We start from the raw sequence: 13,077 nt of genomic DNA on the forward strand, positions 1-13,077 counted from the left end.
GCACCGGACTAGCCGTGCTGCTCGGGCAGTTCGAGTGAATCCAGGGGGCCCACGGGGTCTGTGGTGTCTGCGGTGTCTGTGGCGTTTGCGGTGTCTGCGGTGCCGGTCGGGCCGAGGAATCCGGCCAAGGTGTACGTGCCTTCGGCCGCGCCCGGGGACGCCGCGAAGTCCCTGGCTCCGTGCAGCCACGCCACGTAGTCGTACAGATCGGTCGCCGACATCGCGGCCAGGGTCTTGTTCCGGGCCCGGGCGTCGTCGTCCCGCGCGTGCCACAGCCGGATGCTGTCGCGGGCGAGCCGGTGCACCCGCGCGGTGCGCTCCCGGCGCGACGCGTTGTACTGCCGCAGGCGCGAACCGAAGTACTGGGGCGGGCAGTTCAGGAGCTCGCCGATGACCACCGCGTCCTCCAGGGCCATGCACGCGCCCTGCGCCGCGTAGTGCAGCATCGGGTGGGCGGCGTCGCCGAGCAGGGCGACCCGGCCGTCGGTCCACTCGCGCACGGGCTCCCGGTCGACGAGGACCCAGGCCTTCCAGTCCGTGCCGAGCGCGAGCAGGCGCCGGGCGGTATCGCACAGGACGGCGAACTGCGCGCGCACGTCGGCCGCCGGGACGGGCACGCCGGAGAAGGTCTCGGCGGGCCGGTTCTCCACACTGGGCGCCAGGTTGAGGTAGCGGCCGCCCGCGATCGGATAGTGCACGAAGTGCCGGCCGGGCCCCGTCCACCACGACACCGACCGGTGGCGCAGGTCCTGCGGCACGCGCTCCATCGGCACGATCGACCGGTACACGGTGATGCCCGCGCTGCGCGGTGCGCCGTCGCCGACGACCTTGGCCCGCACCGCGGAGTGCAGCCCGTCGGCGCCCACGAGGGCGTCCGCGGTGAGCGTCCGCCCCTGGCCGGTGAGCACCCGCACGCCCGGCGCGCCGCCGTCCCCGCCCTGTGCGTAGCCGACGACCGGACACGAGGCCCGCAGTTCGATCAGGTCGCTGTCCTGGCACGCCCGCAGCAGGGTGCGGTAGAGCTCGCCGCGGTGCACGACCACGTAGGCGTTGCGGAAGCGGCGACGGTACTCCTCGCCGAGGGGCATGCTGACGACGTGGTCGCCCGTGACGCCGTCCATGAAGCGCAGCTCCTCGACGGGGACCGCGATCCGGCCGACGGTCCCGGCGAGGCCGAGCCGGTCCAGGGCGTGCATGCCGTTGGGGGCCAGCTGGATGCCCGCGCCGAGCTCGGCGAACTCCTCGCCGCGCTCGCACACCACGACGCGGTGCCCGTGGGCCGAGACGGCGAGCGCGGTGGCGAGGCCGCCGATGCCGCCGCCGGCCACGACGACGGTCGTCATACGGGATCACCGACCCGGTCGGCGGCCTCGGCCGTGCGGATGAGCCCGGCCAGCTCCAGGCGCTTGATCTTGGTGGTGGCGGTCTGCGGCAGGTCCGCCTGGCGCCACTGCACCGGCGCGGCCATCTCCGGCAGGTCGGCGGTCGCGGCGCGCCACGCGGCGAGGTCGAGGGGCCGGTCGTCCTTGGTGCACACCACCGGCAGGGGCGCGCCGTCCTCCGTCGGGATGATCACCACCTCGGCGAGGTCCGCGATCCGGGAGAACAGCCGGTCCTCCACCGACAGGGTGCTGCCGAAGCCGGGGATCTCGTCCACCTCGCGGTCCATCAGGTGCAGACAGCCCCAGCGGGTGCGGTAGCCCAGGTCACCCATGCGCCACCAGCGTTCGTCGGCCTGGCGGCTGAACCGCTCGTCCTCGCCGAGGTAGGTGCGGATGCGGCCGTCGCTGCTGATCTCGATGTAGCCGGGCGACGCCGGCGTCGGGCGCTTCCCGTCGCGGCTGACCACCCGTACGCCGGTCATGCCCGGGAAGGCGATGCCCACGCAGCGCCCGTCGGCGTCCGGCGAGCGGTGCTTGCCGTACGCGCGGGCGACGCTCGGGCCGACCTCGCTCTGGCCGTAGATCTGGCCGAAGCGCGGGGAGCGGCGCCGCGACGCCCCGATGAGGGTGCGCACGGTCCGCGGGTGCAGGGCGTCGAAGGTGCTGCTGAAGAGCTTGACGTTGGACAGCGGGCCGAGGTCGTCGGCGGCGAGCTCCTCCCACCGCAGATACGTGTTCGGGTGGGCCTCCAGGACGGCGGGGCGCAGCCGGGCGAACAGCTCCGCGACGCGCGCCGGTTCGGAGTCCGCGAGGATCGCCACGGGGAAGCCCCGCAGCAGGGAGATGGCCAGGGCGGTGAAGAGCCGCGAGTGCACGAACGACACGTGGATGGCCACCGGTTCGCGGCGCCGCATCAGGGCCGTCGCGAGGGCCTGCGGCCGGTAGCGCGCCTGGAGGCTGAAGGCGGTGTGGACGGCCAGTTTGGGCAGTCCCGTGGTGCCGGAGGTGTGCGTGACCAGGGTGCGGTGGTCGGGCGGCAGCTCCAGGGCGGGGATGCGCGGGGCGCCCGCGAGCTCGGCAAGGGAGGTGGCGCGGGCGTGGGTGCCGGAGGCGAGCAGCACGCGGTGGCTGAGCGCGAAGACGGCGTCGGGCAGGGACGTGGACAGCTTCGCGGCGTCGGTGAGCAGGTAGGGGCGTTCGACCCGGCGGAGCAGCGCGACGACGGTCTCGCCGTCCAGGTGCGGTGACAGGAGCACCGGGACGGCGCCGATCCGGGCGGCCGCGACGGCGAGCAGCGTGATGTCGAAGGCGTTGCTCTTGTGAACCACGAGGTGGTCACCGGGGCGCAGCCCCGCGCGCCACAGCCGGGAGCCCAGGTCGCTCACGAGGTCGGCGACGTCCGTCATGGTCAGGCTGCGCCCCCGCTCCGGCGCGATGTCCAGGTCGTGGTCGAGGAGCAGGACGTTCGTCGGGTACTTGGCGGCGGCCCGGTCGAAGAGGGTGCCCAGCCTGATGCCGCGGTTTCCTATGCGCTGGAGAAGCATGCGTCAGCCTCTGTTCGTCGTTCAGCGGTCTTTCCGGACGGGGTTCACTCGGATGCGACGGGGTTCAGTCGGATGCGACGGGGTTCACTCGGATTCGATGACCTTCTTCAAACGGCCGAGGGTCGCGGCCATGTCCGTGCGGACCTTGGCTCCCCACTCGGTGAAGAACCTCTTCTTCTCGTCGTCGTCCATCCCGGCCGTGATGCCCTGGATGCCCTCGGTGGGGGCGCCCATCCGGAAGTGGTGGGTCAGCGTCGTGCCGCCGCCGTCGGCGGGGCTCAGGAGGAAGCTCCACACGCTGTCCTGGACCCGGCCGTCCTGGGTCCGCATGGCCCAGGAGAAGCGCCGCGCGGGCTCGGCGGCCACGACCTGGGCCGTGGTGGTCCAGGTGCCGCGGACGACCGGGGCCCACGCGACGACGTCGGCGCGTCGGTGGTTGTGGCCGCGGAAGACCGAGCCGACGGTGCCGGGCTCGCCGTGGATCCATTCGCCGCCGGTGCACTCCTCGCTCCATTGGCGGCTGCGCGGCAGATCGCTCACCACGGCGAAGACGTCCTCGGGTGCGCGGGTGACACGGCATTCGACGCCTATCTCGAAGAGGGGCGCGCTTTCACTGGCAGGGGAATCGCTGCGGGAAATTCCGTCGGCTGCGTTCATGGGAAAAATGATGGCGACGCTCTCGCGGCCGGGGCAACGCATCGGCATGAGGGTTCGTCAGGTCCCTTCGGGCGGCTGCCATTCGACCAGGGCCAGGCCCGCCGCCATCCCGCCGCCGAATCCGGCGAGCAGCACCAGGTCGCCCGGGGCGAGCCGGTGCGCCGCCCGGTCCAGGGTGATCGGCACGGACGCCGCCCCGGTGTTGCCGTACAACCGCACGGTGGTGTGGGTGTGTTCGGGCGCGAATCCCAGGTCGTCGGCGAGCGCTTCGATCATGCGGCCGTTGGCCTGGTGCGGGACGAAGTGCGCCCGCCGCCCGTCGCGCGGCAGATGGGCGTCGAGGAACGTCCGGATCAGCGGGCCGACCCGGTCCGTCACGAAGCGGCGCACGGCGGCCCCGTCCATCGTGAAGTAGTGCAGGCCCTGCTCCACGGAGGCCGCCGACGCGGGGATCACGGAGCCGCCCGCGGGGACCCGGATCAGCTCCCGTTCCTCCGGGAAGGTGGCGAGGCGGGTGGCGAGCACGCCGCGGCCCGCGGTCGGCCCGATGACCACCGCGCCCGCGCCGTCGCCGAAGAGCACCACGGTGCGGCGGTCGGTGGGGTCGAGGGTGCGGGAGTAGATGTCGGCGCCGATGACGACGGCGTGCCGCCCGGTGCCGCGGATCATGCGTTCCGCCGTGGTCAGGGCGAAGACGAAGCCGCTGCACACGGCGTTGATGTCGAAGGCGGGCGTGCCGGACGGCACGCCGATCTCGGTGGCGACCGCCGTGGCGGTGGGGGGCTGCGGCGAGTCCGGTGTGGACGTCGCCACGACGACGAGCCCGACGTCGTCGGCGCGCACCCCCGCGGCGGTCAGCGCCCTGCGCGCGGCCGTCGCCGCGAGGCCCGACGTGGCCTCGTCCGGCTTCGCCCAGCGGCGCTCGCGGATCGCGGTCTTCCGGGTGATCCACTCGTCCGTCACCCCGGCCCGCGCTCCCACTTCGTCGTTGGTGACGACGTTGCCGGGGAGGCAGGAGCCGGTGCCGAGTATTCCGATCGCGTCCGTGTCGGGGACCGCTGCTGCGCGACTGGCCATGGTGACTCATTTCGTGTCGTGGCCGAGCGGGCGGCTCGGGGCGGGGCCCGCGCGGCGTCCAGTACGACAGTTCCGCGTCGGAACATAACCGGGGGCGCGGCCGGGCCCCCAGAGAATGCCGCGATAAGTGTCAGATGCGGCGCCGCCGCACGCTCCGCGGCAATGCCCCGCGGTCCGGGAGAAGTTGACAGACTTTCCCGTCAGTACGTCGACGCTCCCCCGGGGAATACGTAGCGTGGGATACCGAAGTTCCGTGCCGAAGTTCCGTGCCGCCCGGACGAGGGGTATTCATGGCGACAAGCAAGGGGCCGAGCAATTCCACGCCCCATTCCGAGGCGACAGGCCCGCCCTGGTCCCGCGCCATCGACGTGCATCACCACATCATCCCGGATTTCTACGCGGCCGAACTCCGTGAACTCGGGTTCGCGTCCACGCTGCCCGGTGTCGACAAGCCCGCGTGGCAGGTCGGGGCCAGCCTCGCGATGATGGACCGGCAGGGCATCCGGGCCGCGGTGGTGAACGTCTGGCCGGGCGTGCCGCCCGTCGACGCCGCCACGGGGGCCAAGTTCGCCCGCCGGGTGAACGAGTACCTGGCGGGTCTCGTCGCGGACCACCCGGGCAGGCTCGGCGCGTTCGCCGTGCTCCCGCTGCCGCACGTGGACGCGGCCCTGGAGGAACTGGCGTACGCCGTCGACGTCCTGGGCCTCGACGGCGTGGGTCTGGTGACCAACTACGGCGGCGTGTACGTGGGGGATCCCGCGCTCGACGCCTTCCACGCCGAGGCCGCGCGCCGGGGCACCCCGCTGTTCGTGCACCCCACGGCGCCGCCGGTGGACCAGCCCACGTTCGGCCTGCCGGTGTCGCTCTGCGAGTTCCCGTTCGAGACCGTCCGGCTGACCTCCCAGCTGCTGTACAACCGCACGCTGGACCGGCATCCGGGCCTGCGCGTGATCCTGTCGCACGGCGGGGGCGGCGTCGCGTACTACGCGGGCCGGCTCGCCTGCGGGCCGCTGATCCGCGCCGACCTGGCCGAGCGGCTGCCCGCCGATCCGCTCGCCTATCTGGGGCGCCTGTACAGCGACACCGCCATGATCGGGGAGCCGCACGCCTTCGCGTCGGTGCGCTCGTTCACCGGGGCGGAGCGGCTCCTTGTCGGCTCGGACTTCCCGTTCATGCCGGAGTCGTACAGCACGGCGGGCGGTCACTTCGTCGTCGACCACGGCGGATTCTCGGCGGGTGACATGGACCGCGTCGAATTCCAGAATGCCCTGGACCTCTTTCCACGATTCGCCGACGACCAGCAGGAGGGCCGTTAGCTTGCTCACCGAAGCCACGATTGCCGCGTATCTGGACCGCATTTCCGCGCCGCGGCCCGCGAAGCCCGACCTCGCGTCGCTGCGCGCGATACAGGCGGGCCATTTGTACTCCGTGCCCTTCGAGAACCTCGGCTATCACCTGGCCGAGGAGATCCACATGGACGAGCGGGTGGTCGACAAAATCGTCAACGAACGCCGGGGCGGCGGCTGTTATGAGGTCAATCCCGCGCTCTCCTTCCTGCTCGAAGGCCTCGGGTACGACGTCTCCCTGCTGCCGGGCCGGGTGTGGATCAAGGGCGAGCTGACCGCTCCCCTGCACCACCTGGCGCTCAAGGTCCGCATCGACGGGCACAGCTGGCTCGTCGACGTCGGCTTCGGGCGCAACAGCAGGTACCCGCTGTCCCTGGGCACGGAGGAGGCCCAGGACGACCCGAACGGCCGCTTCCAGGTGACGGCAGCCGACGACGGCGGGATCGACGTACGGGCGAACGACGCGCTCCAGTACCGGGTCTACGACGTGCCGTGCCGGCTCAGCGACTTCGGGCCCACGCTGTGGTGGTACCGCACCGCGCCGGACTCGCCGTTCCTGCAGAACCTGTTCTGCTCGCTGCCGACCGCCGACGGCCGGGTCACGCTGAAGGGGGACCGCCTGACCGTCTTCACCGGGGACGGGAAGGAGAGCCGCCGCCTCGCCGACGAGCAGGAGGTCCGCGAGGCGTACGAGAAGTGGTTCGGGATCAAGCTGGACCGGCTGCCGGCGAAGGCGTCCGACGGCCCCGCCGTGCCCATGTCGTTCGAGTAGGGCGGCTGTCGTCCGCGTAGAGCGGCTGTCGTCCGCGTAAGGCAGCTGTCGTCCGCGTAGAGCGGCTGTCGTCCGCGTAAGGCAGCTGTCACGCGTAGGGCACCGAGCAGGGCGCACGAGCGCTCCGTCCCCGGAACACCCTGTTCCCGGGGGCGGAGCGCTCGCGTGCGCGGGTGCCCTCCTTCGAGGACGTCATGCCTTCCGACGACGTCACGCCGTGCCGGACGGGGACGTCACGCCGTGCCGGACGGGTTGGAGATGAGATACCGCCAGTGCCCGTCCGCGTCCCGGCGCGCGACGTCCGTCGCCGTCCCCTCGACGTGCACGTGCGCGCCGTCGGGCCCGGTGCCGTCGTGGACGTAGTCGTTGATCAGCAGGGCGGTGTCCCCGACCACGTAGACCTGGCGCAGCTTGACGGTGATGGGGACGCGGTCGCGCACCACCGTCGGCAGGACGGCCCGCCGCTTCGCGCCCGCCGAGATCTCGCCGGGCCGCACCACGTGCAGCGCCTCCGGCTCGAAGAGGTGCTGAAGGAGTTCGAGATTCCGCTCGTTGAAGGCGTCCGCGAAGACATAGGGAAGGTCGGCCGGATCGACGGGAAGGCTGCTGCCGTTTCGTATGTCTGACATGCGTCGAGTACAGCACCGGGAAATGCCGCGGGTCAGCGCCCGGCGGCGATGTCTGTCACCTCTGGACACGGCGGGGAACGGCCTGCGGGCGGACCTGACAGATTACGCGAGCGGGCTTGGCCGCGCCTTTTCGGTGAGTTGCATGATGCAGGGGATATCCGCGCCGCACCGACAGTCGACCGACGCCGACCCATCGGGAGTGATTTCCCTTGACGAACCTCACCATTGTTTTCCATTCCCGCAGCGGAAACGTCCACCAGCTCGTGGAGCGGGCCGCGCTCACGGCACGCGAGGCGGGCGCCGAGGTCCGCGTGCGCAAGGCGGCCGAACTCCCGGACCCCATGGTCCTCGACAAGCCCGCCTACGCCGCGCTCGCGGACGCCACCGCCGAGGTGCCGAACGCGGACCTGGACGACCTCGTCTGGGCCGACGCCATCATGATCGGCACCCCGGTCCACTACGGCCTGCCCGCCCCGCAGATCCTCAACTTCATCGACCACACGGGCCCCGTCGCCATCCCCGGCAAGCTGATGAACAAGGCCGTGTCCGCGTTCGCCTCCGGCTCGATGCCGCACGCGGGCCAGCAGGCGGCGATCCTGGCCCTGCACAACGCGTTCTGCCACTGGGGCGCGGTGATCGTGCCGAACGGCTCGGCCGCCGCCGTGCTGCACCGGCCCGGCAACGGCGCCCCCTACGGCACCGGCACGATCTCCCGGCACGAGGCGAACAGCGTGTCCGACGACAACTTCGCCGCCATCGAGTACCAGACCCTGCGCACCCTCCAGATCGCCGGGGCCATCGAGCGCGGCCTCAAGCCCGAGCCGAAGATCACCATGGTGAGCGACGAGCGCCTGCGCACCTTCGGCCTGGACATCTGACGGGAGCGCGGCATGACCGTACGCGACACCCCGTGGCCCGAGGGCACTCCGTGCTGGGTGGAGGTCCAGGTCGACGACCCGGTGCGGACCAGCGCGTTCTACGGACGGCTCTTCGGCTGGACGTTCCTGGACCACGGCGAGGAGTACGACCACTATCTGACGGCGCGCCTCGACGGCCGGAACGTCGCCGACATCGGGCCGCGGCCGCCGGGCGCGGAGCGCGGCGGCCCGTCGGCGTGGCTGGTGTGCCTCGCGGTGGACGGCGCCGACGCGGTGGCGGAGCGGATCGAGCGGGCCGGGGGCAAGCTGCTCGTGCCGCCGAACGACGTGGGCACGCACGGCCGGTTCGCGGTCGCCGAGGACCCGGCGGGCGCGGTGTTCGCGATCTGGCAGGCGGACGAGTACCCGGGTGCCCAGGTCGCGGGCGTCGCGGGCGCGGCGGTGCGCCACCACTGCCTGAGCCGTGACGTGGCGGCGGCCGCGGCCTTCTACGCCGCGGTGTTCGGGCACCGCGTGACGCCGGGGCCCGGCGCCCGTGAGGTGACGCTCGGCCTCGGCGGGCAGGAGGTGGCCTCGGTCGCCGCGGGGGCCGAGGGCGTCGCCTCGCACTGGCGGGTGGCCTTCGGGGTCGTGGACGTCGACGAGGCCGTGGCCGCCGTCGCCGGGCTCGGGGGCTCGCTGCGCGAGGGGCCGTACGCCACCCCGCGCGGGCGGGGCGCGGTGCTCGCGGATGCCCAGGGCACCGTGTTCGAGGTGCTGGAGACCGGGCCCTAGGCGTTCGCCCTCCGGCTGACCGGGCTGATCGCGCCCGCGCGGCGGAGCCGCATAGGAGCACAGCCCCGCGCCCCTAAAGGGCGCTCCTCTACAGGGCGCCCCCGTGCCGTGCCGTGTCCCAGAAGCTCAGCTCGGCGGCTTTCGGCAGGTCTCCCACCCGGGGCTCGTGGCCGCCGAGCAGCAGCGTGCTCGGTGTGTCCGGGGTGAACCGGGGCCACGGCGGGACGCCTGCGGCGCGCGGGACGTCGTCGTGGGCGAACGCCGACACCAGGTCCATCAGGGTCGCCGAGACCTTCCGCTCCCACGGGCCGTCGCCGAACGCCTCCCGGTGCTCGGCGATGCCGTGCGTGCCGAACAGGAACGGCGAGGTCGCCTCGTGCGGGGTGCCGAAGCCGGGCGGGTGCACCGCGTAGTCGAAGTACAGCAGGAACTGCGGCGCCCGCGTCTCGCGTGCGCCGCGCTCGGCCATGCGGACGATCCGGTGGCGGAACGTGTTGTCGCCCTGGATCTCCGTGAGCAGGGAGAGCGGGTCGACCGGGCGGCCGTCCGCCGCGGCCAGCGCGCGGTAGTGCGCGATGACGCCGTCGACGAGGCCGCGCGGGACCTCGGGTCCTTCGATGAGCAGGTGCGCGCGGACCAGGGCGCGCAGTTCGGCGTCGTCGACGGGGTGCGGCCGGCCGCCCGCGGTGTGGAAGGAGCCCTCGGTCGCCGTCACCACGGACAGCGTCGGCAGGTCGGGCACCGGCCGGTGCGTGTCGGGGGCGGGCACGAGCGCGCCGTCCACCACGGGCCCGCGGTAGCAGCGTCCGGACGCCACGGGGTGGCCGTCCGGCACGGCCGCGAAGTACTCGCCCCACACGGCGAGCAGCCGCGCGGCGTCCACCGTGCGCAGCCCCGGTACGTCGACGCCGAGGCGCGCGGCGACCGCTTCGGAGGCCGTCCGGGCGTCGGCGGGCGTCAGGGCGAAGGCGGGGGTCCGGACGTGGGCCGTGCTGATCGGGACGATGCGGCGGATCGCGCCGCGCAGCCCCGGCAGCAGGGCGAGCTGCCAGACGGCGGCGCCGCCCGCGGAGGTGCCGCAGAGGGTGATGTTGTCCGGGTCGCCGCCGAACGCGGCGATCGAGGAGCGCACCCACTCCACGAGCGCGGCCTGGTCCTGCAGGCCCCAGTTGGCGTGCAGCCCGGTCACCGGGTCGGTGAGCGCCTCGTGCAGGCCGAACCCGAGCGGCCCGAGCCGGTAGTTGAAGGTCACGATGACCAGGTCCCCGCGCGCGGCGAGCCGGGCCCCGTCGAAGGTGGGGCTCGACGCCGTGCCGAACTGCCAGCCCCCGCCGTGCACGTAGACGAACACGGGACGGCGGCCGTGGACGTCGGGCGTCCACACGTTGGCGTGGACGGCGTCCTCGGCCGTCGACGCGGAGCGGACCGGCGCGGTGGCGAGGGCGGGCCCCGACGGCTGCGCGAAGGCGGGCCGCATGGTGTCCGCGGGGCGGATCCCCCGCCACGGCGGGTGCGGGCGCGGCGAGGCGAAGCGGAGCGGGCCCGTGGGCGGCGCCATGTAGGGCACGCCGTGGAAGACCGCGACGGTCCTCTCCGCCCCGTCCGGCGCCGGCGCCCGGGTCACCGCCCCGCGCACCGCGCCCGCGTCCGTACGCACCACGGGAGGCGCCGTACGCACCGCGGCAGGTGTCGGCGGCACCACGGAAGACCCCGGCCGCTGTCCCCTCGCTCCGCTCATCGGGCCCCCTCCACCCCGGTCGCCGCGGCGACCGCGTCGATTTCGTATCCGCAACACGATGGCAGCGCCGAACCCACCCGGCAAGGAATGCGGACGGCATCTGTCAACTGACTTGTCGGCAGGGCACAACTGACAGACTTTCGCTGACCTGACGAACCGGACCGGCATATCTTGGCGCGCCCGTCGTGAACGGCGAGGGTTGGGGCGTGCTCCCTTTACGAATTCCGAATCGATATCCAGGCGATTTCTACGAATGCCGGAGCCGACTTTGAACAGGAATACGGTGCACATTCCACTGGAAAAGGCCAGGCAACAACCGGAGTGGGACGACCCGGCACGCCTGCGGCGCGCCCGTGACGCTCTGACGCGCCGCCCCGGCCTGGTCGACGCGGCCGACGTGCAGACCTTGCGCACGCATCTGGCGCAGGTCAGCGCGGGCCGCGCCGAGGTCGTGCAGGCCGGTGACTGCGCCGAGGACCCGGCGGAGTCCACGGCCGACGACGTCGCCCGCAAGGTCGCCGTCCTCGATCTGCTGGCCGGCGCGATGAAGCTGTCGGGCCGCCGCCCGGTGGTGCGCGTGGGCCGGATCGCGGGGCAGTTCGCCAAGCCCAGGTCACGGCCGACCGAGCGGTTGGGCGACCAGGAACTGGCCGTGTACCGGGGCCATTTGGTGAACGGCCCCGACCCCGGTCAGCGGCGGCCCGACCCGTTGCGCCTCATCGACGGGTACACGGCGGCCGCGCGGATCATGGCGCACCTCGGGTGGAGCCGCGCCGGGGGCATCGAGCACCCGGTGTGGACCAGCCACGAGGCGCTGCTCCTCGACTACGAACTCCCGCTGGTCCGCCGGGGTCCCGACGGGCGGCTGCTGCTCGCCTCGACGCACTGGCCGTGGATCGGCGAGCGCACGCGGCAGGTCGACGGCCCGCACGTGGCACTGCTCTCCCAGGTGGTCAACCCGGTCGCCGTGAAGGTCGGCCCCGGCATGGAGGCGAACGAACTCCTCGCGCTGTGCGCGCTCCTCGACCCCGACCGGCAGCCGGGGCGGCTCACGCTCATCGTGCGGATGGGCGCGGGGACGGTGGCCGAGCGGCTGCCGGACCTTGTGCACACCGTGCGCGCCGCCGGGCATCCGGTGGTGTGGCTGACGGACCCGATGCACGGCAACACCGTGGTGACGACCGGGGGTTACAAGACCCGCTACGTCCGCACGCTGCAGCGCGAGGTCCGCGAGTTCCGGGCGGTGCTCGCCGAGGCCGGGGCGTTCCCCGGCGGCGTCCACCTGGAGACGACGCCCGACCAGGTCACCGAGTGCGTCCTGGACGAGTGGGAGGCGGACCGGGTCGGCAAGGTCTACGCCAGCCTCTGCGACCCCCGGCTCACCGCCGAGCAGGCGATCGACGTGCTCGGCGCCTGGCGGGACACCGAACCCCTGGCGCTCGCCGCCGAGACAGGAGGAACCCAGTGACCGCGACGGACACCAGCACGGCCTGGCAGGACAAGGTCGCCCTCGTCACCGGGGCGGCGGGCGGCATCGGCCGGGCCGTGGTGCGCGCGCTCGCCGAACGGGGCACCCGCGTGGCGGCGGTCGACCGCGACGGCGACGCGCTGCACAAGCGCGTGGCCGAACTGGCCCGGCAGGGCCTGCCGGTGACGGCGTACCCGGCGGACGTCACCGACGCGGCGGACGTCGAGGCGCTCGTCGCGGCGGTCGAGTCCGGGCTCGGCCCGGTGGAGTACCTGGTCAACGCGGCCGGGACGCTGCGCGTCGGCGAGGTCAGGGAACTGTCGGGGCAGGACTGGGCGGACATGTTCGCGGTCAACGCGAGCGGTGTCTTCCACACCTCCCGCGCCGTGGTGGACCGGATGGTGCCGCGCGGCCGGGGCGCGCTCGTCACGGTGGCGTCGAACGCCGCGGCGACGCCCCGGGCGAAGATGGCCGCGTACGCCGCGTCCAAGGCGGCCGCCACGATGTTCACCAAGTCCCTCGGCCTGGAGGTGGCCCGGTACGGCATCCGCTGCAACGTCGTGGCCCCCGGCTCGACCGAGACGCCGATGCTGTGGTCGATGTGGCACGACGACGAGGGCCGCGCGCGCACGCTCGGCGGCAGCGCGGAGGACTTCCGGGTGGGCATCCCGCTGGGCAAGACCGCCCGGCCCGAGGACGTGGCAGCGGCGGTGCTCTTCCTGCTGTCCGAGCAGGCCGGGCACGTCACGCTGCACGAGCTCACCGTCGACGGCGGCGCCGCGCTCGGCGCCTGACCGGGCAACCCCGGAGAG

The 13,077-nt window shown here is 73.1% G+C and carries 12 protein-coding genes; 6 read left to right on the forward strand and 6 right to left on the reverse strand.

The features are described from left to right. Positions 1-8 precede the first annotated feature (8 nt). From IG74_RS0134270 to IG74_RS0134285, 4 genes are all read right to left on the reverse strand, one after another. Positions 9-1,343 carry an FAD-dependent monooxygenase gene (locus IG74_RS0134270; protein ID WP_063761314.1) on the reverse strand — a complete coding sequence of 445 codons (1,335 nt, stop codon included), beginning with the start codon at positions 1,341-1,343 and terminating at the stop codon, positions 9-11. Further along, positions 1,340-2,926 (reverse strand): class I adenylate-forming enzyme family protein, encoded by a 1,587-nt coding sequence (locus tag IG74_RS0134275; RefSeq protein WP_030685227.1) that lies wholly within the window; start codon positions 2,924-2,926, stop codon positions 1,340-1,342. The genes IG74_RS0134270 and IG74_RS0134275 overlap by 4 nt, the downstream gene beginning before the upstream one ends. An 84-nt stretch (positions 2,927-3,010) precedes the next feature. After that, positions 3,011-3,583, reverse strand: coding sequence for an SRPBCC family protein (locus IG74_RS0134280; RefSeq protein WP_051855948.1), 573 nt, complete (start codon positions 3,581-3,583; stop codon positions 3,011-3,013). A 57-nt stretch (positions 3,584-3,640) separates the two neighbouring features. Beyond that, positions 3,641-4,660: a 3-oxoacyl-ACP synthase III family protein gene (locus IG74_RS0134285; protein WP_030685230.1), complete on the reverse strand. Its 1,020-nt coding sequence runs from the start codon at positions 4,658-4,660 to the stop codon at positions 3,641-3,643. Between the two features lie 290 nt (positions 4,661-4,950). On the opposite strand from IG74_RS0134285, the gene IG74_RS0134290 reads away from it, so the two are divergent. Both IG74_RS0134290 and IG74_RS0134295 read left to right on the forward strand, forming a co-directional pair. Then, complete coding sequence (locus tag IG74_RS0134290; RefSeq protein WP_030685233.1) at positions 4,951-5,976, forward strand: amidohydrolase family protein; 1,026 nt, start codon at positions 4,951-4,953, stop codon at positions 5,974-5,976. Between the two features lies 1 nt (position 5,977). After that, the gene (locus IG74_RS0134295; RefSeq protein ID WP_037826523.1) at positions 5,978-6,778 is read left to right on the forward strand and encodes an arylamine N-acetyltransferase family protein; all 801 of its coding nucleotides are present in this window, start codon (positions 5,978-5,980) and stop codon (positions 6,776-6,778) included. A gap of 233 nt (positions 6,779-7,011) precedes the next feature. On the opposite strand, the gene IG74_RS0134300 is transcribed toward IG74_RS0134295, so the two are convergent. After that, positions 7,012-7,407: a YybH family protein gene (locus IG74_RS0134300; RefSeq protein WP_030685237.1), complete on the reverse strand. Its 396-nt coding sequence runs from the start codon at positions 7,405-7,407 to the stop codon at positions 7,012-7,014. A gap of 209 nt (positions 7,408-7,616) precedes the next feature. On the opposite strand from IG74_RS0134300, the gene IG74_RS0134305 reads away from it, so the two are divergent. Next, complete coding sequence (locus IG74_RS0134305) at positions 7,617-8,285, forward strand: flavodoxin family protein (protein ID WP_078869276.1); 669 nt, start codon at positions 7,617-7,619, stop codon at positions 8,283-8,285. Positions 8,286-8,297: 12 nt separating this feature from the next. Beyond that, entirely contained in the window at positions 8,298-9,059 is a 762-nt protein-coding gene (locus IG74_RS0134310; RefSeq protein ID WP_030685242.1) for a VOC family protein, read from the forward strand. An 88-nt stretch (positions 9,060-9,147) separates the two neighbouring features. Here the strand turns inward: IG74_RS0134310 and IG74_RS0134315 are convergent, their stop codons facing one another. After that, positions 9,148-10,719: a carboxylesterase family protein gene (locus tag IG74_RS0134315; protein ID WP_051855953.1), complete on the reverse strand. Its 1,572-nt coding sequence runs from the start codon at positions 10,717-10,719 to the stop codon at positions 9,148-9,150. A 346-nt stretch (positions 10,720-11,065) separates the two neighbouring features. On the opposite strand from IG74_RS0134315, the gene IG74_RS0134320 reads away from it, so the two are divergent. Further along, the gene (locus IG74_RS0134320) at positions 11,066-12,265 is read left to right on the forward strand and encodes a 3-deoxy-7-phosphoheptulonate synthase (protein WP_420709987.1); all 1,200 of its coding nucleotides are present in this window, start codon (positions 11,066-11,068) and stop codon (positions 12,263-12,265) included. Beyond that, the gene (locus IG74_RS0134325; RefSeq protein WP_030685248.1) at positions 12,262-13,059 is read left to right on the forward strand and encodes a 2,3-dihydro-2,3-dihydroxybenzoate dehydrogenase; all 798 of its coding nucleotides are present in this window, start codon (positions 12,262-12,264) and stop codon (positions 13,057-13,059) included. The genes IG74_RS0134320 and IG74_RS0134325 overlap by 4 nt, the downstream gene beginning before the upstream one ends. Positions 13,060-13,077 lie beyond the last annotated feature (18 nt).

Origin of the sequence: Streptomyces sp. NRRL B-1347 (genome assembly GCF_000720325.1) — a bacterium.
Lineage (GTDB): Bacteria > Actinomycetota > Actinomycetes > Streptomycetales > Streptomycetaceae > Streptomyces.

Bases quoted from the DNA above. Each gene is read 5' to 3' on its own strand.
- IG74_RS0134300 (WP_030685237.1), bottom strand. From the start codon at position 7,407: ATGTCAGACATACGAAACGGCAGCAGCCTTCCCGTCGATCCGGCCGAC.
- IG74_RS0134280 (WP_051855948.1), bottom strand. From the start codon at position 3,583: ATGAACGCAGCCGACGGAATTTCCCGCAGCGATTCCCCTGCCAGTGAA.
- IG74_RS0134275 (WP_030685227.1), bottom strand. From the start codon at position 2,926: ATGCTTCTCCAGCGCATAGGAAACCGCGGCATCAGGCTGGGCACCCTC.
- IG74_RS0134270 (WP_063761314.1), bottom strand. From the start codon at position 1,343: ATGACGACCGTCGTCGTGGCCGGCGGCGGCATCGGCGGCCTCGCCACC.
- IG74_RS0134310 (WP_030685242.1), top strand. From the start codon at position 8,298: ATGACCGTACGCGACACCCCGTGGCCCGAGGGCACTCCGTGCTGGGTG.
- IG74_RS0134285 (WP_030685230.1), bottom strand. From the start codon at position 4,660: ATGGCCAGTCGCGCAGCAGCGGTCCCCGACACGGACGCGATCGGAATA.
- IG74_RS0134290 (WP_030685233.1), top strand. From the start codon at position 4,951: ATGGCGACAAGCAAGGGGCCGAGCAATTCCACGCCCCATTCCGAGGCG.